The sequence below is a fragment of the Patescibacteria group bacterium genome (genome assembly GCA_020148145.1).
Classification (GTDB): Bacteria; Patescibacteriota; Minisyncoccia; order Minisyncoccales; family JAHCRE01; genus JAHCRE01.
In genome coordinates this window covers 169,512-195,036 of the sequence record JAHCRE010000016.1, presented here as the reverse complement: position 1 = coordinate 195,036, position 25,525 = coordinate 169,512, and the positions used below count along the sequence as shown (strand labels likewise).

Genomic DNA, 25,525 nt, shown 5'->3' with positions numbered 1-25,525 from the left:
ATGAAAAACAAGTTAAAATTTTTTGTTCTGTTTTTACTTTTAGTTGTCTTAGTTTTGGTAGGTGCTGGATGTGGGGAGAAAAAAGTAGAAGAAGAAGGCGCGGTTCCATCGAACGGAAAAGTTGAAGAAGAGGCTGAGAAAAAGACTGAAAAAGAGCCGTTGTGGTGGTATTTTACAGAGGATTGGATTGCCTATGGGGGCCTGAATGAGGGTGGTATCTCAATGTCTTTAGATGGAAATTATATAGTAGCTGGAGCTTCCGACGCCTATGGGCCAGACAATGTTCTTTTCTTCGAAAAAGACAGTTCTATCCCTCTGTGGAATTATCAAGTTGATGACCTTGAAGTCCAATCAGTCTCCATTTCTCCGGATGGCAATTATATCGCAGTGGGCACTTTTGCTGTTACCGATGGCAAGCTTTACTTCTTTCAGAAAGATAATCCTACTCCTTTATGGATTAAGGGCCTTCGTCCTTTTGACCTCGAGGAAGATGAGTGGGTTCCCCTTCGTTCTGTTTCCATTTCGGCTGATGGAGATTACATAGCAGTAGGTATGGAGAATTATGGTGAGCTTTTTTTGGTTTCAAAAGATGGCCAGATATTATGGAGCCGTGAACTTGCTGATTTTAACCTGTCTCGAGTCGAGACATCAATATCCTCAGATGGCAATTATGTGGCAGCAGTTTGTCCGAGTTTGGCGGATCAGCAAAGGATATATTTGTTCGAAAGAGATGCCGAAATCATAGGTCAGAGACCCGTTGGTCTAATTGCTGCGCCTTTATGGAGCTATAAAACGGGTGGAGCGAAAAATTTTGACCTCTATTCCATTTCCATATCTTCAGACGGTAATTATGTAGCAGCAGGAAGCTCAAATAAGTTGTACTTTTTTAGCAAAGATTCTGGCACGCCGCTTTGGACTTATCCATTAGAATGTGATTACTGTTCTGTATCCCTATCTTCAGATGGCAAATATTTAGCAGTATCTGCTTTCAGATACGGAGATGAGGCTAACAGCAGCACCGTTTATTTGTTCAAGAAAGACAGTAGTGTTCCTCTCTGGAGTTATGCCTCTGATTCTAACACTGGAGCTACCGTTAGTTCCGTTGCTATTTCTGCTGATGGTAAGCATATAGCGGCAGTAGGTGAGTTTGGTTGTTATTTTTTTCAGAGAGACAGCAGTGTTCCTTTGTGGGAATATTCAACTTTGCTAATGTCCCACGAGGATTTTCCCATTCCTACCCCTATGAGTATGGGACACGCTTGTATTTCTTCAGATGGAAACTATATGGTGGCCGGTGGGACAGGTGGTGGCGGCGTACTATTTTTCGATAAAACCGTACCGGGAGAGTAGGAGAGTAGTATCCTAGAAAAATAATTAAAAACAGCCCTGATTTAATATTGAGGCTGTTTTTATTTTACAGAACTTAAAATTGGCAATTTTATCGATTCTAAACAAGGAAATCTCTCCCAAAACCAAGTTCTGATTACGTCCCACCCTCGGAGCCAGTGAGCTCGTTCTGGAGACCGAGACGCCTATAGCGCTAGGGCGACCGAGAGGGGTTCGAGTCCTACCGCCGGAGCCGCTGCCCAAGAGTTTTTCTCGGGTAGACCCACCGTCTCTAATTGCCAAGAAGGCGGTTTTTTGGTAGAATAGAAACGAAAGGTCGGAATGTAAGTTTAATAATAAAATTATATGCCCAAGACAATAATTACAATCGTTATTGCAATAATAATTGTTGTGGGAACAGGCTATTGGCTTTATCAGAATTTAGGTCTCCCGCCAGCACCCTTACCACCCGAAGATGAGATTTTAAATCTTCTGGAGGACCTCAAGCAAGAGACTGGGATAATTTTTTCAGAGATACAAGCAATTGAAATTAAATGGAATGTTAAAAAATATGAAGAGATAGAAGAAGTGACTGTAGAGGGAAAAGGATTTGAGGCTGAGAGCATATCAAGTGAGCAGTATGATAGTGTTGGACCTTTTTTCATAGATAGAGGTTTTAGTGTAGACCTTTACAATATAGCTTCAGGCACTATTTCAGGATTAACAGGATATAAAAAAGATCATATTGTCTGTACTGTTGCAGGGGGCGTTAGTGGATACAAAGAAGCAACCGGCCAGTGGATTCCACTAGAAACTGATAAGAAAGATGTAGAAGTAAAATGTGGAAAGGGAGATAGTTCAATTGACCCTTTAGTTTCTAAAGAGGAATTAATACAAAAACTTTTTGCTGAAAAGTACAATAAGAAAATGGCAGAAATAACCATAAATATTAATCAAGAGACAGAAGGTCATCTCAGGGGTGGAGTTGTATTTCAACCAGGTGGCCCTGAAAATTCAGGCATGTTTTTAGCAGCAAAAGTAGATGGTGATTGGGAGTTAGTACATGATGGTCAAGGGGCGATTCTTTGTTCAGCTATTGAACCTTATAATTTCCCAGTAGATATGGTTATTGAATGTTTTGATGAAGAGGCTGGAAAAGTAAAAGATAGAGCAGGAGAGGCATGTGTTAATTCTGGAGGTGAGATAACAACTTCTCTATGCTGTAAAGCAACTAGTGATTATCCAAACCTCTGTCTTGTTGGTCCTTGTGGTTGTTCACCAGATAATAGTCATCAAGTTAAAGTTTGTGACTGTGGCGAGGGCAAATGCTTTGATGGAGAACAGTGTATTGATGCTTCTTCAAAATAAATAATTGAAATAGCTTTTATTTTGTTAAACAGGTTTGAATGACGTGCAGTTGGGGGGGAGCCACGAAAAATGGCTTCGCCATCTCGTGGCAAGCCGTTTTGAGTGAGTCCCGCGATGACGCAGTCATCTTGCGGGACCCCCCGAGAGTTTAGGGGCCCGCCGAAGGCGGGAGGATGTGGTGGGTGGGTTGTAGTCTTGGGGTTTTCGTTTTGCGGGCAATTAAGGTATAATAGAATAAAAGGTCGAAGACCTCGATTTTTAACTCTAAAATTTATGGAAACAAAAAAAATCTTTCTAATAATTATTTTCTTCTGTTTTGGGTTAGCAATTAGTGGAGGAATTGGATATTTTTTAGGCGTTGAAAAAGAAAAGAGCCAAATCGAGAGACTAGTTAAAATTCCAGAAGAAATTTTTATGAGAGCTGGCGAGGTAGTGGAAATAGAGGGCAATATAATTCACCTCAAAGCAAATGTTTTAGAAGGGAAAATCGATCCGAAAACTGGAGAAACCGAGACTGAGATTTTAAAGATTACTGTTGATGAAAATACAAAAATTAATCTTCCTGAAGAGCCCCAATGGGGTTATCCTTTGGAAGGTGAATTTGAAGACATTTTGGAAGCTAAATTTGAAGACATTAAGGTAGGGGACTTACTTTATGTTCTTTCTTCAGAAAATATTAAGGGAAAGCAAGAATTTAAGGCAGAAGAAATCACTATTTTAAAATAAATGATGAAAAAGTTTAATCTTTTAATTTTATTTCTTTTGATATTCTTTTTTCTTTTAGTTGCTCGTGGAGTTTCAGCTAAGCAGGAGGCTTATATGACACTTATTGAATATTCAATTGATGATCCTGAGTTCGGTAATTATGACCCAGCAACTGGCAAGGGAGTAATCGCTTGGATTGAAGATACCAACGGTCCAACCTATGGCGGAAAGGTTTATAAAGTTGCTCCTGGTGCTCCAACCAAATGGTATGGTGGCAGTCTACCCAGTAGATTCAACTATGAAGGGGATAAGATTGCCAAGGTTGATACCACTGCTCACTCTGAACTTTATGCTCGTTATACTGTCAAAAATACTGGAGATGACCCAATCGAAGCACTTAGAGCCACTCTTGGTTACGAGGGGCGATGGGGAAGAGCAGCTTCTTTTACTAATTGGGTTATTCGTGGCAGGTCCATCCAACGCCTTGGTTATTTATTTCCAAACGAGACAAAATATGAAATCTCCAAAGGCATAATTCAAGACTTACCAGAAGGTTATCTCTGGAAACCGATCAGATTAGGTTGGTCTGATAGTAATATGATGCCTAATGAAGATTATTACTATAAAGCGATTATTTATGCCGATGGTCCGGATTTTTCCCCTCCGGGAATTAGTTGTGAATATACTAGCCAGAAAATAGTATACAACGGCACTTACAGCAATACTTGTACCTATCGGAATTTTTCTTCAAATACTGTTTATTTAAAATTAGAAGACGCCGATTTTTACTCTCATCTGGCTGGAACTTGGCATGCCCGTTACCGCGAAGCTGTCTTTCGTCATGATTTCGATTCAGAAATTATTACTCTTAATCCTTACCAAACTTTAAGACAAGACAAAACCGCTACTATTAATGAGATTGATTCTCCTGATACAAGAAATGTTAACTTAAGCCTACTTGATGCCAGTTATCGTTATAGTCTTTGCCTTGATTCAAGTTGCAGCCAAATACTAGAGAATTTATCTTATAGCGATGTCTTAGTAACAATAGGGTATGGTACTGGTAAATATCTCGGGGTTCAAGATCCGGGTGCTTTTTCTACCACGAGTACAGAATTAGGCGCCAGTCCAGCCTATAATGCCTATTTTAATTTACGGAATCCTAATACTCGATACAATGAAACTGTTGACGGAGATGATTACGATATTGATATTCAGATTATTAAAGATGGAGATAAATGGTATCAAGATGCTTCAACAGCAGTTAGGCATTATAAATTCTTGGTTAAAGATTTAAACCAAGAACCAGGAGTTCGCCCTGTTCCCCGTGATGGACGCGGTGATCCTATTTTTCGTGACGACAATGGTCGGGCTTATTCTTTTTTCTATAAAATACCTGATATTGATCAAATCCCCTCTAATCAACTTTATAAACTTTATATTACCACCATTTGGAAGAATCATCCCCGGACAGGTTTAGATGAACCAATAGATCAGGTTAAAAGAAGTTTTGCTCCTGGCCTTGACCTTGAATTAGAAGATGTTTATTTACCAGCTGGTCAGAACACTGTTTCAACCTTTAATAACTCTATCTGGAACTTTGGTTCTTTTCCCGTTGACATTGAAATTAAATTATTACAGAATGTGGAGAATTTTTCGATTAGTACTTCCTTGCCCATAAAGTTTACTTTAGGTGCTGGCGACAAGATAAATTTTCAGATTGATTTTGAATATTCCGGCAGCAAACCATCAACCGATGTCACCGGCAACTTGACGGGAAGCTCTTTGATGGAAATTGTTGAAGAATTTGTTTCTTCTGACTTTGATTCAGCTACAATCACTATTGAAAAATCTGGCCCGCCCAGCCCGCCCACAGCTCACAATTTATTCGTCACTCCTCCTAACTCTACAGATTACTGTCCTCCCTATATAGGTTATCCAGATCATCCTCCAGTCAGGGTTAATTGGGAATTTTATGATCCCGGAGATAGTCAGTCAGCCTTTAAAATTGAGGTCGATGACGATCCTGACTTTAGATCTTTAGCAGCAGAGACGGGAAGGATATTCAGTAGTGCTTCATCATATGTTTTCCAGAAATCAGGGGAAAGACTTTCCTGGGGTAAAACATATTATTGGAGCCTAAAAGTCTGGGACAGGGACAATAAGCCTTCTGATTGGATTTATCCTCCCAATCCTCCTGGTGAAACTACTCTTCGACCAGGAACCCCTTTTCAGACGACTCACCCCTTTCCTGAGCCCGATTTCGACTGGTTACCAGAAGATCCAACCGCTAAAGAGGTAATTCAATTTACGGATCTGAGTCAATTTCATGATTCTTCAAAAAGTTGGTTCTGGAATTTTGGAGATGGTCAAAGCTCAACCGATCAAAACCCAACTCATTCCTATTCTTCCCTCGGAAATTACAATATAATCTTAACAGTTACTGATAGTGATGATTATGGTTGTAGTCTAGCCAGGACCCTGGGCATTGGGATGCAGCTTCCTGAGTGGAGGGAGATTCCACCTTTTTAAAATGACTAAAAAATGAGAGCAAATTAGAACACTCGTTTGCTTACGGAAGAGTTTAAAACAAGCACCCCGCAGCCCGTCCCTCGCCACGCCTGACGTGGCGAGAGTTTTTCTCGGGGTTTATTTTTAGACTTGATCTTTTTTTTACAGTATGGTAAGATAAGATTACAAAGAAAAAAGGAGGGAAATAAGACCAAAGGCAAGAAAATCAGCAGGAAAGAGCTAGAAGAGCAAGGCTGGGAATATGTCTTTGTCTATGGAGAAGACCTTTGGGTCTTTAAAAAAGGCAACAAGCGAATAATGTGGAATTTCAAAACGCAGATTGTCGAACAAGAGGTAAGCTTGGCAATTAGCCCAGCTGAAAAATGAAAAAGGGTGGTATTAAAAAATCTACCCTCTTTTTTATTTCCGCCGTCCGCCCGAGAGTTTAGGGGCCCGCCGAAGGCGGGAGGATGTGGTCGGGACGCGAGGCGCTTTCGCAGAGCGAAACGCCCCGTCCTTGGGTGGGTTGTAGTCTCGGGGTTTTTGTTTTTTGGGGAAACCTTTGCTAAAATAAAAATATAGTATTTTAATAAAGAAAAATTATGGAGCAAATAATTTCAAAAGAAGAATTTAACGAATTAATGAAAATTGAAGGAGAAGTAAAAGAGGAGCCACTCAAAACTACATTAGAATTCGTTCTCAAAGAAAAAGGAAAAGAAGGATTAAAGAAATTAGAAGATACGATGGCAAAACTTGGTTATCCAATAAAATACCAAGAAATAAGGTCAAGGGATCTTTACCCAATAGGATTAATGGCTATTACCCTTTTAGTCATTAAGAGACTTTTTAATTTCAACGAAGAAAAGTTTAGAGAAATGGGGAGGTTTGAAGCTAAAATTTCTTCTCTAATTATCAGAGTTTTTATGAAGTTTTTCGTTTCGCTCGAGAGAATGGCTAAAGCAACTCCAAAAATGTGGAAAAGACATTTTACGGTTGGTGATCTTAAAACAATAGAACTCAATAAAGAAAAAAGATATGCAATTCTAAGGCTTAAAAATTTCCGTCTTCATCCACTTCATTGTCAAGCTCTTATTGGGTATTTCTCTAGTGTAGTTGAGATGATAGTTAGAAGTAAGGCAACCTGTGAAGAAACAAAATGTCCTTTTCGAGGAGACGAATATCATGAATTTTTAGTAAAGTGGCAGTAAATGTAATTCTTAAATAGTAAATATTTCTACTAAATAGATTCTAATATCCCTCCTTCGCTTCCACCTTCGTTAAAACTTCGATGGACAAGAGAACTACGGACGGGCGCGTCCAGCTAGGGGAGCCATCCTTCGCCAAGGCTTCGGATGGCAAGCCCGCCGCCCGAGAGTTTTTCTTGGGGTTTTGTTTTGTGATATAATTTCATAATATGAATAAAAAATCATTTTTAATCCTTATTATTCCACCCCTGGTTTTTTTCTTTTCTGGCTGGATTTATTCTGCACTTGTATGCTACGGGGATCCAACAACTGAATTTTTTTGTTTTGCCTCCTCCTTTATTTTATCGGTTGCTCTTTATGTAATAGAAATTATTGCTTTCGTTCTTACTAAAAAATTTTTAGCGAAAAAAATAAATAATTATCAATTACTTTTTATAATATGCGGGATTGCTTTTGTTTTGCTTTTTGTCGGTGGTGGATTTAGTGGATTTATATTAAAGGCGGCTTATTCAACGAAAAATATAAGTTTTTGTAATATACTTATTGGTATTCGTGCCAATTGGAATAAAAACTTATGTATTACACATATCGCAAGAGAGACGGAGCAGGAGTTCTCATGCGAAAAAGTTTCTTTAGAAGAAAGAGCCTCATGTTATAACACTTTAGCTATTAAGAAGGGAGATCCGACCATTTGTGGAAAAATAAGACTAGACTTTGGTGGTTCTGGTGGCCTTCCTGGAGGAATGATCCGAGAAATGTGCTATAGATATCTAGCTGAAAGAAAAAAAGACACAACTATTTGTGAGAAAGCTAAGGAAGCATCTGAAGAATGGTGTATAAAAGACGAGCATGGGTATTCCATTGTTGTTTCTAATTACCCGCTTTTTAATTGTCACAAAATTGCAAGAGAGGAATGTTGTAAAAAATACGGGGAATATATAAAGGAGGATTGTTATAAACAAGTAGCAAAATAGAAATTGTTAAAAAACACAAAGTTTTAAAGGAGTAGTTTGGGCGCCTATTTAAATGGGGTGGTAGTAGGTAATTTTACTATCTCTGGAGTTGGAAACCTCTCCCAAAACCAAGTTCTGATTACGTCCACCCTGGGGAGCCGCCAGCCCCCGAGAGTTTTTCTTTGGATTTGACTTGACAAGGTACCTTCTCTGATATAACATCTAAAATTAGTAATATGAGAAACTTCTCAGACAATTTACAAATGATGTCAGTTAATTTACTAGCAGAACTTAGTCTGGGGAGTTTGTATTTAGAAAAATTAGAATACTAACTTAATCAATAATAAAATCAAACTAGATCCTCAGACTGAGGAGCTAGTTTTTTATTTTGTGGAGGTCTCAAGTTGAGATTAATCAAGGTGCAATTCCTTGAACCTCCAAACCGTTCTTTAAAAATAAAAGGAGGTGAAAGAACTTAGAGAAGAAAAAGAAGATAAATATGCAGGGTTCCGTGCTAAGGCTCAGAGGCAAGTCGAAAACGTGAAGAAGTTATTACAAGAGAAAGGTGAAATAAAACTAGTTGTCATTAGCACGAAGGGAGACATTGTACACATAGATAGGAATGGAAAAATAGAGGTAGCAAGCGAGAGAAACCATGTTATTCATGATATCTCGTTAGAGGAAAAAGAGGATTGCGAAGAGTTACAAGAGATCTGGCGTCGCGGTGTTTGGCACCACAGATTTGGACGGAAAGACCCCTTTACTGGCGAATACTACTGAGAACCACGGCTAGCCTGTGACTTAAAGAGGCAAATCCCCATTTTTTGTCTCTTTTTTATTTCCGCCCGCCCCTTCTTGGGGAGCCGCCGATTTGACAAGGCATTAATTTTTTATTATCTTGAAGAAAGAGGGATGAATAGAAATGAGTGATACATGGGAAGAAGCTCTTTTTAAGAATATGCTTAATCTGATTTTCTTTGCAGTGTGCTGTGCGATAGGATGGCTTGTCTTGTCTCTTCTCTCGTTGGCTTTATGGGCTAATGTTGCAGCGATGATAACAGCAATTTCTCTAATTGGGGCTCTCGGTTGCTATCTTGGAATAGTGGCTATCCAGAAATGGGAATATTCCTATCATTGGAGATACTGGAGATTTCTATCAATAATAAGAAAGTTGCGTAGTTCTTTAAAATTTAGGAAATAGACAATAGAGGCAACTCTCTTATTTTTGCCTCTTTTTTTTATTTCCGCCCCGAGTGTTTTTCTCGGGGTTTTGGTTGACTTGACAAGTTTTTTAATTTTGCTAATATTTCTATATTGTTCTTTTAAAAGGAGGTGATAGAAATCGAAACAGAAAAATTGATTGGGACAGTTAGTCATTATTATTCCAAGATAGGAGTAGCAGTGCTTGAACTTGTTGATACTCTAAGGCTGGGAGATAGTATTCGAATCGTCGGAGGGATAGATACTGACTTTATCCAAACAGTTGAATCGATGGAAATCGAACATGAGAAAATAGAAGAGGCTAAGACTGGTGATTCGATTGGCCTTAAGGTTAATCATAGAGCTCGAAAGGGCTACAGAGTTTACAAAGAATAATCACCGATGACATTTTATCTAATTATTTTTTATAGACGCAGAAATGCGTCTTTTTTATTTCCGCCGCCCCCGCCCCGAGAGCGAAGCCGTGAACCGAATTTATTCTGGTTCGTAGTTTTTCTCGGGGTTGATTGACAAACGCAATTTAATTTTCTATAATATAGGATATTAAAGGAGGGATGAGAATGGAAGTTTGGATATATAGGATGACCCGCATTGATGATAAAAAGAAGTTCTTTGGGATGCGAGAGGAACCTGGAGAAGAAATCTTCTGTTTAGAGCTACTTATGAGCACAGCAAGAAGAATCCGTGGCAAATGGGCCGAGATGAAACGGGAAGGGAAAGACCAATCTAAAATGATTATAGCGGTCCATTTTGATCCACCTTGTAGGCTTGAGGTTAGGCCACACGGTATCTACATTTGCGACTCTCTTGAGGAAGACGAAATCGCAAAATTTACTGAGGAGCTTGCAACCTTTCTAATAAAACTATCCAGCCCCACTCTTTTAAAAACCCATTAAGGGCATATTCAAATGCCCTTCTTTTTTTATTTGAACCCTCTCCTAAAAGGTAGGACATAGGTAGGACATTTGCCCAAAATGGTATTAAGTTGGCTTAAACTTATCAAATACATAAAATAAGCTAGAGCCAAATCGATTTAACCCATTGATTTCGTAAACCAATAGATTAAGTTTTCCACATACTTGGCGGTTGTTTTTTTATTTTTGAACTTGTAGAATTAAAAAATATGAACAAAAAAATTGTTATCTCAATCATTATTTTATTACTCCTCGTTGCTGGAGGAGTTTTTTGGTGGCGCCTCTACTCATAGAAATATTCACTTTTATGATCTTTTACGTTCTATTCAAAATATTGCCAGGCGAAATCCCATCGGTTTCGCCCTTTTATTTTACCTTGAACTTTTCAAAAAATCGGGCTATCTTAAAAGTAGATAGAAAGTAGATAAAACTAAATTTCGACTATAAAAAATGGCTATACAAAAGGAACAAAATAAACTCTGGCAAGTTAATAAGCTTATTTGTGGTGATAATTTAGAGGAGGTAGCTAAATTCCCAAAAGAGAGCGTGGATTTAATTTATATCGACCCTCCATTTTTTACTCACAAACAGTACGAAATTGTCTGGGGCGACGAGGCTGAAGTTAGAAGTTATAAAGATAGGTGGGAAGGAGGAATAGAACACTATATTGGTTGGTTAAAACCAAGGGTCCAAGTAATGTATGAAGCCTTAAAACCTACAGGTTCTTTTTATTTACATTGCGACTGGCACGCTAACGCTCATATAAGGATTATGTTAGATGAAATATTTGATAAAAAGAATTTTAGGAATGAGATTATTTGGTGGTATAAAAGATGGAGCAATGTTTCTAAAAGTTATCAAAGAATGCACGATACAATTTTATTCTATTCGAAGTCAAAAGATTATACATTTAATATTCAGTATCAGCCTTACTCTAAACCTGAAGTAATTGAGGATACTATTAGGGCTGTTATTAATGGCAAACTTCAGAGATTGAAGGATGAGAAGGGAAATTACATAAAAAGGGGGAAAGAAAATGTAGGGGTTCCTTTGCATGATGTATGGGAAATACAGCATATACAACCAACTTCTAAAGAACGAGAAGGTTATCCTACCCAAAAGCCAGAAGCTCTTTTGGAAAGAATAATAAAAATATCCTCAAGTAAGGGCGATGTAGTTTTAGATGCTTTCTGTGGCTGTGGCACAACTGTAGCGGTAGCTCAACGATTAGGAAGAAAGTGGATAGGAATAGATATCTCACCAACTGCAATTAAAATAATGCAGAGACGATTAAAACGAACTTTAGGAACTACGGAGGGCGTTAATTATATTGTTGTTGGTATGCCGACTACTGTAAAGGAAGTAAAGAAGTTAGAGCCATTTGAATTTCAAAACTGGGTGATAATAGATAAGATGAGAGCAAAATCAAGTAGAAAGAAAGTTGGAGATATGGGATTAGATGGGTATTATATTAAAGGAAATATTTTTATTCCCGAAGGAGCAGGGATACAAGTAAAACAATCTGATAAGGCGGGACGTAATGTTGTAGATAATTTTGAAACCGCACTTAAAAGAGCGGGCTATAAAAAGGGTTATATTGTAGCTTTTAGTTTTACTAAAGGTGCTTATGAGGAAGCAGCGCGGATTAAAAATAAAGAAGGGTTAGAGATAAAATTAATAACGATTAAAGATTTACTGGAAAAGAAAAAGCCGATAATGTAGTAAAGATAAGTATATAGCAAAAACAGAAAAGCCCATCGCTGGGCAATTTTTATTTTAAACCAGCTTGTTTTTCGGATAAAAAATGATAAACTGAAAAAAGTTAGAGAGTATTTATGAATGATCATTTGGAACAAATTATATACAACATCATTGGCGGTGCCGCGGTTTTAGTTTTTGGTTGGATTTATTCAGAAATTAAAAAAAGATATTATAAATGTAGTTTTAAAGGTGTATTTGGGAAAGATTCAATAGATAATTTTATCCTAACTTACGGCCAAATGAGGCTTTTACCTTGTTACGATGAAAAGGGCGATATTAGAAAATGGCCTTATTATCATAAATCTGGCAGTGGTTTTAGAGTATCTTCGGTTGTTTCTTTTGCAGAAACAAGGTCTGTGAAATATCTTTCCGAAACCTTCGGGAAAATTGTTCATATTTCGCCGAAGTTGATTTCTGACGAAGAAATAGAGGATAAGTTAGATATATCATTTTGTTCAATTGGCGGTTTAAACAATTTAAAAACAAAAGATGTTTTACAAAACGAAGAGAATGTGTTTTATGATTTTGATGCAAGTGGCCCCGAGATGGCTATTATTACTAAAAAAAATGAAGAAAAGAAATTCTCAATAGATGGCACTTATGATTATGCTTTCATTATAAAGATTATACCGAAGAATTTTCCAAATAGGGTATGGATTGCTGTTGCTGGTCTTGGAGAGTGGGGAACAAGCGGAGCGGCTTGGTTTTTGGCTAAAAACTGGATAAAAATGCCTAAAAATAAATCATTCGGGATGATTATAAAAGTTAAAGGAGGGCAAGATGAATCTGCTGAGATGGTTGACCGATTATTTTAAGTATGACTCGGTATCTTAATTAACCTTTTTTTGGCCATAAAATAGGTTCTAATGTCGTCCGTCCCTCGGAACCGCTAAATTTTTATAAGAAACTAAGAAATTTATGACTGCTAATAATCTCCAAACAATCTTTAATGGATTAATAATTCTTGGGATAATTCTTTCAGCAATTGGAACAATTGGTCAGATTTATATTAATAAAAAGATAGAAAAAGAATTTCAACAAGAACTAAAAAAAGTTCAACCAAGACATTTATCAATTAGTCAAAAAAATCAGCTTACCGTTACCTTATCAAAAAAGAAAGGTAAAGTAGGTCTGGTAAGTCGTCTTTTGGACGGAGAGAGTTTAGATTTTGCAGAGGAGATTGCTTCGGTGTTTAAAGATGCTGGATGGAATGTCCTTCCAACAAATCAAACTTCTTTAAATGACTATACAGGTTTTCTTAAGATTTTTGTAACAGGAAAAAATATGGATTCAGTTGTAAATTTAATTAGTCAAACCTTTAACGAAGTTGGTATAGACTTGCGTTCTGGTGAGGTTAAACCAAGTTCAATCGGAGGATCACTACAAGCAGACACGGTTTATATAGTTGTGGGACGGAAAGATTAAAACTTTTACCGAACCAAACAGGTTCTAACATCGTCCGTCCCTCACCTCACTAACTATAATTTGGTATAGAAACAACCTCTTTCGCAATCATCCAATAGGTTCTAATGTCGTCCACGATTCGGCGGAAGGATTGCGATTTATTACCAATCCAGCGATTTTCAAGGAATCATCCAGGCTCAGGGAGGAGTAGGACACCAAGATGGGGAAGAAGGAACAATATTTCTCGGTGATTAGTTGCCACTGACTAGGTGACTGTCACCCTGTTAAAATTTGAAGCTAATTTGATCAAAATCGTGCCAAATCCAATTTTGCTATTAAACTGAAAGGTGACTGTTACCTTGTTGAAAAAGGTGTTTTGACCTCTTTTTTATTTTTTGGTAAAATTTATTTTAGCAAAAAGCACAGAGGGGGTCGGGGAGATTGGGTATCGCTCTGTGTAGGAAAACAGGTCGTCCTAGGCGACCATTAGAAACCGAGAGGTGTCTAAAGAGCGGAGCGAACCCCGCCCTTTCTTCAAAAGGGCGGGGGCCAGCCCTCTGGCGAGTATATCTTCACAACAAGTAAAAATTATGAAAAAAAACACTCAAAAATCAAATATATTTAGGCAATGAAAAGCACCTAACTTCTTATTCAGAAGGGAATTCGTCAGGGCTGGAAAGTTTGCCTAAATCTCTTGGAACTTTTACACCTTCAAAGAATGCCCGATTTTCTTTAGAAAACTTCAGAAACATACTGATAAAGGAGATAAAGAGTTGAGGTGAGAGCGAGATACCGCCTATACATTTTGATTTAAAAGGGTTTTTACCATCAAAAAATCTTACATCAACCATCTTCTGATTTGTGGGTTTTATAATAGTGAATTGACGTAGAGTAAAACTTTTAGCTATAGGGGGGATTTTTCTATTCATATTACTTTTAAAGATTATTATTTATAATTCGACCTTTATATTTGCACCTTAACAACTTTTTTGATATTTGTTAAGATGTAGGTATAATAGACTAAAATAAAAACAAAGCCATTATGATTTCAGATACTTTGGTAATAATAATAATTTTTATAATAAATTTAATTATCGCGGCAGTTATAGGAGCAATCACCGCCTCTATTACTATAGGAAGATATAAAGAAAAGGTGGATAATTTGATTCAAGAAAAAGATAAAGCTTGCACTAAAATTGAAAAATTAAGAAGTGATGTAGATAAATTATTAGAGTTTAAGGTTAATGCTCAGAAATTTATAGATAGTAAAATTTATAAAACAGGTAGCCGATTGACCCTTACAGAGTTCGGTAAAACTTTATTAAGAGAAAGTGGTTTTGATGATATTTTTGAAAGAGAAAAAGATAATCTTGCAAGAAAATTATCAGTGTATCCTAATAAAACAAAATATGATATTCAAGAAAATGCGAGAAGCTTAATGGATAGTTTAGTAGATTATGAACCATTTGCCTCGATAAAAACTTATGCCTTCAATAAAGGAATAGATTTTGGACAAATTTTAAGAGCGGGTGCTATACCCCTAAGAGATTATTATTTAGGCACGCATCCTGAAATAAAAGAGTAATTATTTATGAAACAGGAACACCCACAAAAGAAGGAATTTTTTGACCTCCTTCACCGTGCAATTCGCAAAGACGAGAAAGTAAGCCGTGGAACAAAGAAACATAAGAGGCGCGGTGGTTGTAGTGATTTTAGGGTGACTACTACCATACTTGTAGAGTATTTTGACCTCTTTTTTTAATTTCGAGCGAAGTGAGAAATTAAAGTTCTGTTGCAAAGTTCTGTTGCAACAGGTTTTTATTTTTGGTAAAATTTATTTTAGCAAAAAGCACAGAGGGGGTCGGGGAGATTGGGTATCGCTCTGTGTAGGAAAACAGGTCGTCCTAGGCGACCGTTAGAAACCGAGAGGTGTCTAAAGAGCGGAGCGAACCCCGCCCTTTCTTCTAAAGGGCGGGGGCCAGCCCTCTGGGCTGGAAAAGCGGAGCGACTTTTGGTATAGTATTTTAAACTGTTAATTGTGGATTATGGATAAAGAATATTTTATCCAACTTACATCAAATCTTTATCGGCTAACTTTACTCTTTCCTAAAAAAGAAGCTTTGAGGTATAAAGTAAGAGGATTGGCTGATGAAATTTTAGCCAATTTAATTTCAATTCTTAGGGGTGATTCTCATAGTCCTAAAAATTTAATCGCTGAAACCGGAAGAAATCTCGAAATTTTAGATAGTTTTCTTGAAGTAGCTAAGGCCCAAAATTGGGTCAGCCCCTATGACATCTTGGAGGTTCAGGAAGAATATAGTAAGATAGGGGGTGAAATAGAAAAGTTGAAAGAAGCAGAAAAAAAAGAAACATTTAAAGAAGAAAAAGTTAGTCCAGAAATAAGCCTTCCTCCGGAGGTTTCTGGTAGACATCAAAAAATCTTGGCGATTCTAAAAGAAAGGGGAAAAGTGCAGGTTGGGGAGTTGGTTCAAGTTTTTCCTGATGTAAGCAAGAGAACTTTAAGAAGAGATTTCCGTTCTCTTTTAGAGCAAGGCTTAATTGAAAGAATAGGGGAGAGAAACTATACTTTTTATCGACTAAAAGGGGAGGATAGATATATGTATGAGTTCGGACAATGATAGGACATTATGTCCTAACCTAATGTTATGGCAAATTCACGGAAAATTTTCAGTAAGATATATGACGAGTATATAAATAAAATATATCGTTTTATTTTTTTGAAGGTGAGTTCTCAGGAAATCGCCGAAGATTTATGTTCGGAGACCTTTTTACGGGGCTGGAGGGCCTTTAAAAATCAAAGGGAAATTGAAAACCCACCAGCCTTCTTATATCAAATTGCCCGGAATTTGATAGTTGATTTTTATCGAGAAAGAGACAAAGCCCGGATAGTTTCGACTGAAAATATCCGAATAATTGATCCTCGGGTAAATCTGGAAGAAGAAGCTTACTTAAACTCGGATCTTAAACAGATCAGGCTGGTTCTTGCTAACCTAAAAGAGGACTACCAAGATGTGATTATTTATCGGTATTTAGATGATTTATCTATCCCAGAGATTGCTAAAATCCTAGATAAATCGGAAGGAGCGGTGAGAGTGATGCTCCACCGGGCCTTAAAAGCCCTAAAAAATAAGTTAAACCCAGTATGACAACTTCGACAGGTGTTTTTCTAAAAGAAAAACACAAAGTATGACTGAGAATTCAAGAATTATTGGGAAGGGAAAGTCGAAGTTGCTCTACCGGGTAAATTTACTGTAACCCCGTTAGAAAAATTTTCTAACGGGGTGTAATAAAAGGGCTATTTTTTCCGTCATACTTATTAGGATGACTGAAAAAGAACTCATTGGCAAAATTCGAAAACTTCGCCAGATTCGACCCAGAAAAGACTGGGTTGTTTTGACTAAAAAGGAAATTTTAGGCGAACAGCCAAGTTACAGAGAACTGTTCTCTGTTTTTCTAAGGTGGGGGGCTCAATACAAACCTGCCTTGGCTACTTTGGTTGTTCTGGGAGTTTTAATTGGAACTTTTGTTTTTGCCAAAAATTCTTTGCCCGGTGACTTTATTTTCCCTCTAAAAAAGATTGCTGAAAAAACCCGGGCAATTTTTGTTTCCCGAGAGGAAAAACCAAGAGTTCAACTTGAATTTGCCAACAAAAGATTAGAGGAATTAATCAGAATTACTGAAACAAACCAGATTAAAAAATTGGCTCCAGCCATTGAAGAGTATCAGGCCAATGTCTCCGAGGCGGCTAAAAATTTAGCTAAAATAAGAGAACCCGAAGAGGCTCGGAAAATAGTTCCTGAGATTAAAAAATTAGAAGGAAATATTCAAAATTTAAAATCTCATGGAATAGTAATTGGTGAAGATAGAGAGCCAGAAGATCTATATGAACCAATAGCTGAACTTCTTATTAAGGATTTGGAAAATCAGACTTTAACCGATGAACAGCTAAAACTTTTTGAAGAAGCGAAAGAAGATTCTGAAGTCGGAGATTTTGGGCAGGCCCTTGAAAAAATCCTGTTCTTGAGTTATCCACAGGAATAAAGTTGCTTAACTATCAATTATCATTTATATTAAAAAATTAGAAAGTCGTGACCCCACACCATCCCCCAGCCAAAATTTGGTGGAGGAGGTACGGGATAAACTCGTGACTAATACGTAAGGTCGCGAGATCAAGGTCGACGCGACAAAAATTAAATAAAAATTAAAAAAGAGAAAAATGAGTTTATTAAAAAAGATTGTATCGATTGCCACGGTTTTAACTGTTTTAGTTTGGGCTGTAAGTCCGGTTATGGCTGTAACCATTGAGGAATTAGAGGCTCAAATTGCTGCTCTGTTGGCGCAATTATCATCTTTGCAGTCCCAATTAGCAGACCTTAAAGGAGAAGCTCCACCTGGTGTTTGTCCTTGTACCTTTACTCGGAATCTCTATCCTGAGATGAGTGGAGATGATGTAAAGTGTTTGCAGGAATACTTGAACGACACGGGTTACACCTTGGCTGACTCCGGTCCTGGTTCACCTGGTTCAGAGACCACATACTTTGGTCCTCTTACCCGGGCAGCCGTTAAGGCCTGGCAAGATGCCAATGGTGTAGAATACGGAGATTGGTGGGGCTACTTTGGTCCTAAATCTCAGGCTGCCTATGATGATTTGTGTGCTATTCCAGTAGAATGTACCACTGATGCTGATTGCCCAACAGGTTATGTCTGTACAGCAGAAGAATGTGTTAAAGAGGAAGTTCCTCCAGTTGCTGCTGGTTTGGGTGTTGCTTTAGCTGCTGACACTTCAGCTGCAGCCAGTGTGGCTAATAACGCCAATGCCAACTTCACTAAGTTTACTCTGACAGCTGGTTCTGAAGGGGATGTTTCTATCTCCAAGATCTATGTAACTCGCTCAGGTTTATCATCTAATTCTGCCATAGAGAACATTAAAATTGTTGATGTTAGTACCGGGGTTTATCACGGTAGTCTTGGCAGCTTGAATGTTGATAACCGAGCAATGATTACTTTTGTTCCGAATTTAGTAATTTCAGCCGGAACAAGTAGGAGTTTTTACATTAGAGCTGGAGTCGTTGAGTCTACTACTACTGCTCCTGCTGGTAACACAGCAGCTTTGGGTATTGGTTCAGCTGACGACATAACTTCTGATGCTTCAGAGATTACTGGTAGTTTCCCAGTAACTGGGAATACAATGACTTTTGTAAGCATAACTATTGGTTCAGCCGATGTAGATGAAGAGACTACTGTTGATTCCACACCAGATATTGGAGATACCGATGTTAAGGTACTTGCCTTTAAAGTAAGTGCAGGTTCAACGGAAGCCATCACTATTGAGCAAATTACCGTGATGGAAGCTGGAACTGCTGCTTTGGATGATACCACTGACATTGAACTCTACAGTGTCACCGACAGCAAGAGCTTAGGTACCGTTGCTAGCTGGAATTCAGAAGGTAAAGCCAGTTGGCCCGATTTAGACATTGTGGTTGACAAAGGAGAAACCCATAGGTTCAAGGTGATGTTAGATATAGTTGGTGGTTCTGGTCTAACTATTAATGCTGACTTAGTTGATGGCAGTGATGTTTTAATGACCGTGAAGGGTAACACCTACGGCTTTTATATCACTCCTTCCAGCGGTACTTGGCTAGGTACAGGAACTGGTAAAGGAACTGACCAAAACATCCAGGAAGGATCCTTGACTATTTCCATATCAGCAGACACTCCAGCTACAGGTAATATTGCTCCATCTAGTGATCAGGAATTGACTGTTTTTGACTTTTATGCTCGGGGTGAGGAAGTTAAGATTTCAGCCCTTCATATTGACTTTGATTTTGGTAGTATGACTTATGACGAGTTGACCAATATAAAAGTTTATGATGAAGATGGAGGCATTGTTTGTGGACCCAAAGACGCTGCTGATACTAATGATGTAGACTTCACTGACACCTTTATTGTTCCAGTTGGTACTCACCAATATACAGTAAAGGCAAAGATTGCCTCTGCCTGCGAAACTGATGACTATGTAGAAACTGGTATTGACACTCCTGACTCTGACATTACGGCTAAGGGAATGACCACTAATGAGTCAATAACCCCATCACCTACTACTGCGATTGAGGGAAATCGTCAGACAGTAGCTGCCGGAGCCTTGCTAGCTACCACTTTGACCGAGCCACAAGCTAGAAATGTGGCCAAAGGTATCCATGATTTTGTTTGGATGACTGGTTCTCTCAGTGCTGGTACCTCTGGTGAAGATGTCAATGTTACTTCCATAACAGTTACTGACACCAGAACAGGGACTGGCACAGGAGGATTTGTTGATATTGATAACTGCGAAATCTGGGCTGATTTAACTACAGAGAATAGTGCAAGAGGCGACATCTATGAAACCAAAGTTAGTGACACAGAGTTCCCAACAGCCGCTGGTAGTGGTTCCCAAGCTTTCAGTTTAACTCAGACCATTACTGTTCCAAAAGGAACCTATATAAAGATTGCCTTTGTTGGTGATCTTTCTACTGGGGCAACCACTGATGATATTCACACGATTGACATTTCTGCTGTAACAGCTACAGGTGCTGACACTGGAGCGAGTATTACTGTTACTCCATCTGGTCCTGGTCAGGGAATGACCGTAAAAGCCAGTGGTGAATTAACCGTTACTAAGGATGCTTCTTCGCCTACTTCTGACATAATCATTGGTCAAAAGACATCTACTTTGGCTGTCTTTAGGTTAGCTGCTACCGAGATAGAAGACCTAGATTTGGATAGTATATATATCAGTGTTACAGGTGGTAATTATGTAAATACTTACTACTTCTACAGCAGTGCTCGTTCTGATGGAGTTTCAGCTGATACTCCAATTCAGACAGCTCAGGGAGGCACAACTAATTATGTAGCTATTAGTGATGGTACAGTAACTGTTCCAGCTAACGGCCATGTTGAACTTACGGTGAAAGGTTTGCTGAACCAAGTTGGTTATGGTTTAACCTTGACTGACGACGGTGACGTTCAAGTAGGTTTTGATGGAAGCACTTATATCATTGAATCCACTGGTTTAGCCTCAGGTGCAGAAGCCAATTCAGATGATAGTGTTGCTGGTAATACGATGTATGCCTTCGAAAGCAGGCCATACTTTGCTGTTAACTCTGCTTCACCTTCCGGTAACTTGATACCTAGCTCACAGACCTTATTGGCTACCTTTGACGTAACTGCTGAAGATACTGAGGATATTACCTTTGAAGATACTGATTCAAATCAGCTAATCGTACAGATTAATGCTTATGCATCCAATAGTGATGGAAGCTCTAGTACTTGGTATTTGAAGGATGGAGATGGTACTCAGCTTTCTTCAGTTACTGTAGAGGATGACCAGTTGAATACTAGTGGTAGTGTAACTTTCCTCTTTGAGGATAATACTGGTTCCACTAATGCTTTTACTGTTCCTGCTGGTCTAACCAAGCAACTGAAAGTTTACGGTGATACCACTGACTTTGAAGCCAATGGTGATACTCTTCAACTCTGGTTAGATGATGGTAATAACGCTAATTGTAAGTTTGGTATTGATGGTGAAGGAAATCTTTCTGAAGGTGTAATCGTCTTCCGTGGCGATATTTTCGCAGGTTCATTCGTCAATCCTGAGTAAATCTTAGTTGAAATCCAAAGTTTTGTTCTTGAAATGGACTCGCCCAAATTTTACCTTCGGTAAAACTTAGGCGGGCAAGCCGGCTATCCTTGGGCGGCTTGAGTAAAAAATCCACCCCCCACCAGATTCTGGTGGGGGGTTTAGGTTTTGAAGAAAATTAATTAATTAACTTTATCTCAGGCTTCTCAAGAACTCTTCCACATTTTCTTTTGATTCAGGTGAAAGTTTAAGCACTATTTCTGCTTCCTGGCGAGCTTTTTCATAATCGCCTAACATTTTATAAATATAAGCCAAAGATGCATGATATTGAAAATTTTTAGGTTCAATATTTATTAATTTTTGGTAAGTATCAGATAAAATCTGATAATATTTAAGATCCCCAGAACTTTCAACCATTTTTCCATATACTGTAGCCAATTGTAAAAGAGAAGATTTTGAATTGATATCGTATCCTTTTTCCACCGCTTTTTCTATATTTTCCCTGGCCTCTTTTTCTTCACCGGCGTAACGATGAGCCAAACCTTTTAACCACCAACACTTAGCCATTTCAGGGTTTAAGTCAATGCATTGTTGAGCTTTTTCTTTTGCCTTTTGATATTCATCAGTTAAAAGGTCAGTCTTTATCCATTCAGAAAAAATTTCTTGTCGTTTTGGACTTAACTGGTGAGCCTTTTTTAAATAATAATTTGCCTCATCTTTTAATCTTTCAATAGCCCCAGGATTAAGAGCTCGACTTTTCTCAATCAAGATGTTTGTATAACTTGCCAGAAAAATCCAATCTCTGGTATAATAAGGCCTTATTTTCACAGCTTCTTTTAGAATTGGAATTATTTTTTGGGCGAGCTCTAATTTTCTTTCTGGTTCTTCTTTTATGCCCTTGGCAATTATATCACTATATTGCAGTTTTAGATAATGGTCTAAGAAACTATGAGAGGGTAAGACTTTTTCTATTTTTGCCGAAGCTTTATTAAAGCCTTTATATGTATGTTCTGAATAATGACCAGCCCAGTTTATTTCTTTATTAATTTGAACTGGCCTTATATTGTAAAAATAAATAAACCACACCAAGCCCACAAAGAGAAGAAATATTATAATTCCTCGCCACTTAGAAATTCTATAAGGCAGTTTAAACAAAGGCGCATCATCTCTTGGTGTAGTCTTTAACGCTTCTTCAGTTGTATTTAACGAAGTTAAGTGTAAAGAATAGCCGATGAGTAAAAATGAAATAAGATAAGTTGAAAAAGTGTCAAAACTAAAAAAGTTAGCCGTAAGATAAGCTAAAAAAGTGGCTTGGACGCCATGACAAATTAGGGATTCTTTGTCGGGCCTCTTTTTTTTAACCTTTTGTAATCCCAAAAATAAAGCAGCAAAAATAGAAAGATAAATTATTAAGGCTGGAATTCCGGCCGAGATACTTATGTCAAAAATGAAACTATGGGCTCTATCCCACCAGCCACCCCCGAAAGAGGAAACTATTTCGGGGAGAGAAGGGTCATAGTATTTATCAAAACCTATTGAGAAATTTTCTGGTCCCCAGCCAAGAATTGGTCTTTCTTTTATCGCTTTAAGAGAAACTTTCCAGCCAGAAATTCTACCCTCGCCGGCACTTATAGAGATACTCGAAATTCTGTCAATAATTCTTTGGAGAACATAATTTTGAGTTGCAAAAATATCGGGATTAGTTTTTAAAAAATAGAACCCAAGAATCCCTAAAACAAAAAGAATAAAAAAAGAAATTTTTAGCCAGAATAACCTTCTTGGATAAAAGAGAATAAAATATAGAATCCCAACCGCCAAGCCAAGATAGGTAGCTCTAGTTTCAGTTATTAAAATTGCATAGAGCATTAAGGCCAGGACAGAAAAATAAAAAAACCGTTTTTTAAAACTTTTTTCCTGAATCCCAAAGGTCAAAGCTAAGAAACTAAGAAGCAATAGATAAATTGCTAAGAAGATTGGATTTCCGAGGGTGGAAACAGGACGGTAGGTATAAGGAATTAAAATTTTACTAAATAGTTCAAATTGTTGTAAAATGGCAATAATTGAAACTAAAACACCAATAATTAAGGCGAAATTCCAGATTTTTTGCCAGTCCTTTTTGTGAACAGTTAAAAAAGCTAAGACTCCAAAGATTAAATAAAAAGCAAAATTTAGAAAACCACCTGCCCTATAAGGAGATCCCCAAAAGCTAAAATGCCGGTCTAAAGAAAAAATAGTAGCTAGAAGAAAAATTAAAAATAGGGCAATTAAAAGATAAAAAGTGAGTCTTGATTTACCCCGCAGAAAATAAAGATTTGAGAACAGTTTTCGTTCTTCTGAAAAGAAAAAATTCCACAAAAATAGAAAAATAATTAAAGACAGGATGATTCTAAATATAACAGTTTTCCCAAAGGCAGGTGGAGAAAGCCAGGGCGGAATATTAAATAAAGGTAAAATCAAAATCAAGAAAAAACCAATCAAATAGATCCATCTTAATTTAGAGCCCTTGATTTTCATACAATTTTATATTATAAAGAAAAAGTAAAAAAGACAAATGAAAAAAACTAGATTATCTAATTATGACCTACACTCTACCAGAGTAGAGCTCCGGTCGATGAAAGCAGTAATCTTGGCCGGAGGGGCGGGATCTCGACTTTATCCAATAACTAAAGAGTTACCAAAACCCCTTTTGCCAATAAAAAGAAAACCCATTTTAAATCATTTGGTTGACCTCTTTCATTCTTACGGAATAAAAAAAATAGCTATTTTAATTAATAGAGATTTCCGGGAAGATTTTGATTGGTGGAAAAAAAGATATTATCCTAAAGAAAAAATTAAGATATTTGAAGAAAAAAAGCCTCTGGGAACTTTTGGAGGCCTTTTTTATTTAAAAGATTGGCTTTCTAAAGGGTCACCTAGTGGTGAGCCCGCCGAACCATTCTTTTTTACTAATGGTGATGAGTTAAAAAAGATAAAATTATTTGAAATGAAAAATTTCCATCAAAAAAAGAAAACCCCGGCAACCATAGCTTTAGTGAAAGTTCCAAATCCTCAAGATTATGGAGTTGTTATTTGCAAAAATGGTTTAGTTCAAGAGTTTTTAGAAAAACCTTCACCCGCCCAAATTTTAAAGAAAACTTGGGCGGGCAAGAAATCCACGACTCAATATATTTCTTCTGGTCTTTATTTACTTTCCCCTGAAATTTTCAATTATCATCCTGGCCCCAAGTTTTCAATGATTGAAAAAGACCTTTTCCCAAAATTAGCCAAAGAAAAAAAATTAACAGGTTTTAAATTTAATGGTAAATGGATGGACACAGGAACTTTCGAGCGTTATGAAACTGCAATTCGTAAATGGAAATAAAAATAATATGCCAACTGGAGTATACATAAGAACTAACGAATACAAAAGAAAAATGAGTTTAGCTCAGAAAGAAAGATATAAAGATGAGAAAGAACGAGAGAAAACAAGTTTGGCAATGAAAGGTAGAAAATTTTCAGAAGAACATAGAAGGAATATTAGTGAAGCCATGAAAAGGCAATGGAGAGAAGGGAAAAGAAAACCATTAATGTTGGGCAAGCATCATTCCGAAGAAACAAGAAAAAAAATTAGTCAAGCTCAAAAAGGAAAAAGACTCTTAGGGGAGACAAAACGAAAGATAAGTGAAGCAATTAGAGGACCGAAACACCCTAATTGGGGAAAGCAGCTCTCAGAAGCTATAAAAAACAAAATAAGAGAGACAAAGCTAAAGCAATATAGAGATAATCTGGAAATAAGAAATAAAATAAGCAATATTATTAAAAAACTTTGGCAAAATAAAGAATATATTGAAAAACACCTAGGTTCCAAGAATCCAAATTGGAAAGGAGGTTTAACCAAAAGAGAAGAGACATTAGCACATAGACTAAGAGTAGAATTAAAGAATTGGGCCAAGAAAATTTTAGAACGTGATAATTACACCTGCCAAAAATGTGGCATAAGATTTAGGGAAAAAAGAGTTATGGAAGTACATCACATTAAACCAGTATCAAGATATCCTTCTTTAGTTTTGGATATTTCGAATGGAATAACCCTTTGCAGAAATTGTCATTACAAAACAGAAAGCTATGGAAGAAAATTAAAAAAGTAATTGGGGAATTCCCAAGTGCTAGGGACAACTGCAAAAATGGCCATGAATTGACCTCTATTGATACCTCTTGACACCCCTTTTGGGGTGTCTTATTATGGAAATATGGAAGAAATAAAACCAAATGAGGTTTACACAACTAAAGAAGCCCGAGATTTTTTGAAAATAAGTAGCAGCACTATTAAGCGTTTCCTAAAAAACGGAATAATCCGGGCAAACAAAGTTGGGGGAAGATATAGAATCTGGGGGAAAGAAATTTTAAGATTAGTTTCTCCAAAGGTCGAGAGAAAGGCGGTAAATTTTTATCAGCGCCTCAAACGAAAAACCAAAAAAACCATTGAGAAATGGTAGCCCCGTTAGAAACCGTTTATGTGCCCCGTTAGAGACTTGTTTTCTC

General features: G+C 37.5%; 24 protein-coding genes. 22 read left to right on the top strand and 2 right to left on the bottom strand.

Annotated elements, in window-relative coordinates; translation table 11 throughout:
- From KJA15_03015 to KJA15_02950, 14 genes are all read left to right on the top strand, one after another.
- On the top strand, positions 1-1,350 hold the full coding sequence (locus tag KJA15_03015) for a WD40 repeat domain-containing protein (GenBank protein MBZ9572274.1): 1,350 nt from the start codon (positions 1-3) through the stop codon (positions 1,348-1,350).
- Positions 1,351-1,692: 342 nt separating this feature from the next.
- Positions 1,693-2,694 (top strand): hypothetical protein, encoded by a 1,002-nt coding sequence (locus tag KJA15_03010; GenBank protein MBZ9572273.1) that lies wholly within the window; start codon positions 1,693-1,695, stop codon positions 2,692-2,694.
- A gap of 273 nt (positions 2,695-2,967) precedes the next feature.
- Positions 2,968-3,420, top strand: coding sequence for a hypothetical protein (locus KJA15_03005; GenBank protein ID MBZ9572272.1), 453 nt, complete (start codon positions 2,968-2,970; stop codon positions 3,418-3,420).
- Positions 3,421-3,996: 576 nt separating this feature from the next.
- Positions 3,997-5,931 carry a PKD domain-containing protein gene (locus KJA15_03000; GenBank protein MBZ9572271.1) on the top strand — a complete coding sequence of 645 codons (1,935 nt, stop codon included), beginning with the start codon at positions 3,997-3,999 and terminating at the stop codon, positions 5,929-5,931.
- A gap of 129 nt (positions 5,932-6,060) precedes the next feature.
- Positions 6,061-6,297, top strand: a complete 237-nt coding sequence (locus KJA15_02995; protein ID MBZ9572270.1) for a hypothetical protein — start codon at positions 6,061-6,063, stop codon at positions 6,295-6,297.
- Positions 6,298-6,512: 215 nt separating this feature from the next.
- On the top strand, positions 6,513-7,118 hold the full coding sequence (locus KJA15_02990; protein MBZ9572269.1) for a hypothetical protein: 606 nt from the start codon (positions 6,513-6,515) through the stop codon (positions 7,116-7,118).
- Between the two features lie 206 nt (positions 7,119-7,324).
- Entirely contained in the window at positions 7,325-8,089 is a 765-nt protein-coding gene (locus KJA15_02985; protein ID MBZ9572268.1) for a hypothetical protein, read from the top strand.
- Between the two features lie 444 nt (positions 8,090-8,533).
- Entirely contained in the window at positions 8,534-8,848 is a 315-nt protein-coding gene (locus tag KJA15_02980) for a hypothetical protein (protein ID MBZ9572267.1), read from the top strand.
- 142 nt (positions 8,849-8,990) lie between these two features.
- Positions 8,991-9,269 carry a hypothetical protein gene (locus tag KJA15_02975; GenBank protein MBZ9572266.1) on the top strand — a complete coding sequence of 93 codons (279 nt, stop codon included), beginning with the start codon at positions 8,991-8,993 and terminating at the stop codon, positions 9,267-9,269.
- 140 nt (positions 9,270-9,409) lie between these two features.
- Positions 9,410-9,664: a hypothetical protein gene (locus KJA15_02970; GenBank protein ID MBZ9572265.1), complete on the top strand. Its 255-nt coding sequence runs from the start codon at positions 9,410-9,412 to the stop codon at positions 9,662-9,664.
- Positions 9,665-9,843: 179 nt separating this feature from the next.
- Positions 9,844-10,185, top strand: coding sequence for a hypothetical protein (locus KJA15_02965; protein MBZ9572264.1), 342 nt, complete (start codon positions 9,844-9,846; stop codon positions 10,183-10,185).
- A gap of 468 nt (positions 10,186-10,653) precedes the next feature.
- On the top strand, positions 10,654-11,925 hold the full coding sequence (locus KJA15_02960; protein ID MBZ9572263.1) for a restriction endonuclease: 1,272 nt from the start codon (positions 10,654-10,656) through the stop codon (positions 11,923-11,925).
- A 113-nt stretch (positions 11,926-12,038) separates the two neighbouring features.
- Complete coding sequence (locus KJA15_02955) at positions 12,039-12,779, top strand: hypothetical protein (protein ID MBZ9572262.1); 741 nt, start codon at positions 12,039-12,041, stop codon at positions 12,777-12,779.
- Between the two features lie 103 nt (positions 12,780-12,882).
- A complete protein-coding gene (locus KJA15_02950) occupies positions 12,883-13,389 on the top strand; it encodes a hypothetical protein (GenBank protein MBZ9572261.1) in 507 nt (168 codons plus the stop codon).
- A gap of 626 nt (positions 13,390-14,015) precedes the next feature.
- On the opposite strand, the gene KJA15_02945 is transcribed toward KJA15_02950, so the two are convergent.
- Complete coding sequence (locus KJA15_02945) at positions 14,016-14,297, bottom strand: hypothetical protein (protein ID MBZ9572260.1); 282 nt, start codon at positions 14,295-14,297, stop codon at positions 14,016-14,018.
- Positions 14,298-14,410: 113 nt separating this feature from the next.
- Here KJA15_02945 and KJA15_02940 point away from each other — a divergent pair, with 113 nt between their 5' ends.
- From KJA15_02940 to KJA15_02920, 5 genes are all read left to right on the top strand, one after another.
- A complete protein-coding gene (locus tag KJA15_02940; GenBank protein ID MBZ9572259.1) occupies positions 14,411-14,953 on the top strand; it encodes a hypothetical protein in 543 nt (180 codons plus the stop codon).
- Positions 14,954-15,413: 460 nt separating this feature from the next.
- The gene (locus KJA15_02935; GenBank protein MBZ9572258.1) at positions 15,414-16,007 is read left to right on the top strand and encodes a DeoR/GlpR transcriptional regulator; all 594 of its coding nucleotides are present in this window, start codon (positions 15,414-15,416) and stop codon (positions 16,005-16,007) included.
- Between the two features lie 27 nt (positions 16,008-16,034).
- Entirely contained in the window at positions 16,035-16,535 is a 501-nt protein-coding gene (locus KJA15_02930) for an RNA polymerase sigma factor (protein ID MBZ9572257.1), read from the top strand.
- 175 nt (positions 16,536-16,710) lie between these two features.
- Positions 16,711-17,430, top strand: a complete 720-nt coding sequence (locus KJA15_02925; protein ID MBZ9572256.1) for a hypothetical protein — start codon at positions 16,711-16,713, stop codon at positions 17,428-17,430.
- Positions 17,431-17,605: 175 nt separating this feature from the next.
- Positions 17,606-21,025 carry a peptidoglycan-binding protein gene (locus KJA15_02920; GenBank protein MBZ9572255.1) on the top strand — a complete coding sequence of 1,140 codons (3,420 nt, stop codon included), beginning with the start codon at positions 17,606-17,608 and terminating at the stop codon, positions 21,023-21,025.
- Positions 21,026-21,196: 171 nt separating this feature from the next.
- Here the strand turns inward: KJA15_02920 and KJA15_02915 are convergent, their stop codons facing one another.
- Positions 21,197-23,518 carry an O-antigen ligase family protein gene (locus tag KJA15_02915; GenBank protein MBZ9572254.1) on the bottom strand — a complete coding sequence of 774 codons (2,322 nt, stop codon included), beginning with the start codon at positions 23,516-23,518 and terminating at the stop codon, positions 21,197-21,199.
- Between the two features lie 37 nt (positions 23,519-23,555).
- Here KJA15_02915 and KJA15_02910 point away from each other — a divergent pair, with 37 nt between their 5' ends.
- From KJA15_02910 to KJA15_02900, 3 genes are all read left to right on the top strand, one after another.
- Positions 23,556-24,365 carry a nucleotidyltransferase family protein gene (locus KJA15_02910; GenBank protein ID MBZ9572253.1) on the top strand — a complete coding sequence of 270 codons (810 nt, stop codon included), beginning with the start codon at positions 23,556-23,558 and terminating at the stop codon, positions 24,363-24,365.
- Positions 24,337-25,131 (top strand): HNH endonuclease, encoded by a 795-nt coding sequence (locus KJA15_02905; GenBank protein ID MBZ9572252.1) that lies wholly within the window; start codon positions 24,337-24,339, stop codon positions 25,129-25,131. The genes KJA15_02910 and KJA15_02905 overlap by 29 nt, the downstream gene beginning before the upstream one ends.
- A gap of 102 nt (positions 25,132-25,233) precedes the next feature.
- Entirely contained in the window at positions 25,234-25,479 is a 246-nt protein-coding gene (locus KJA15_02900) for a helix-turn-helix domain-containing protein (protein ID MBZ9572251.1), read from the top strand.
- Positions 25,480-25,525: the final 46 nt, after the last annotated feature.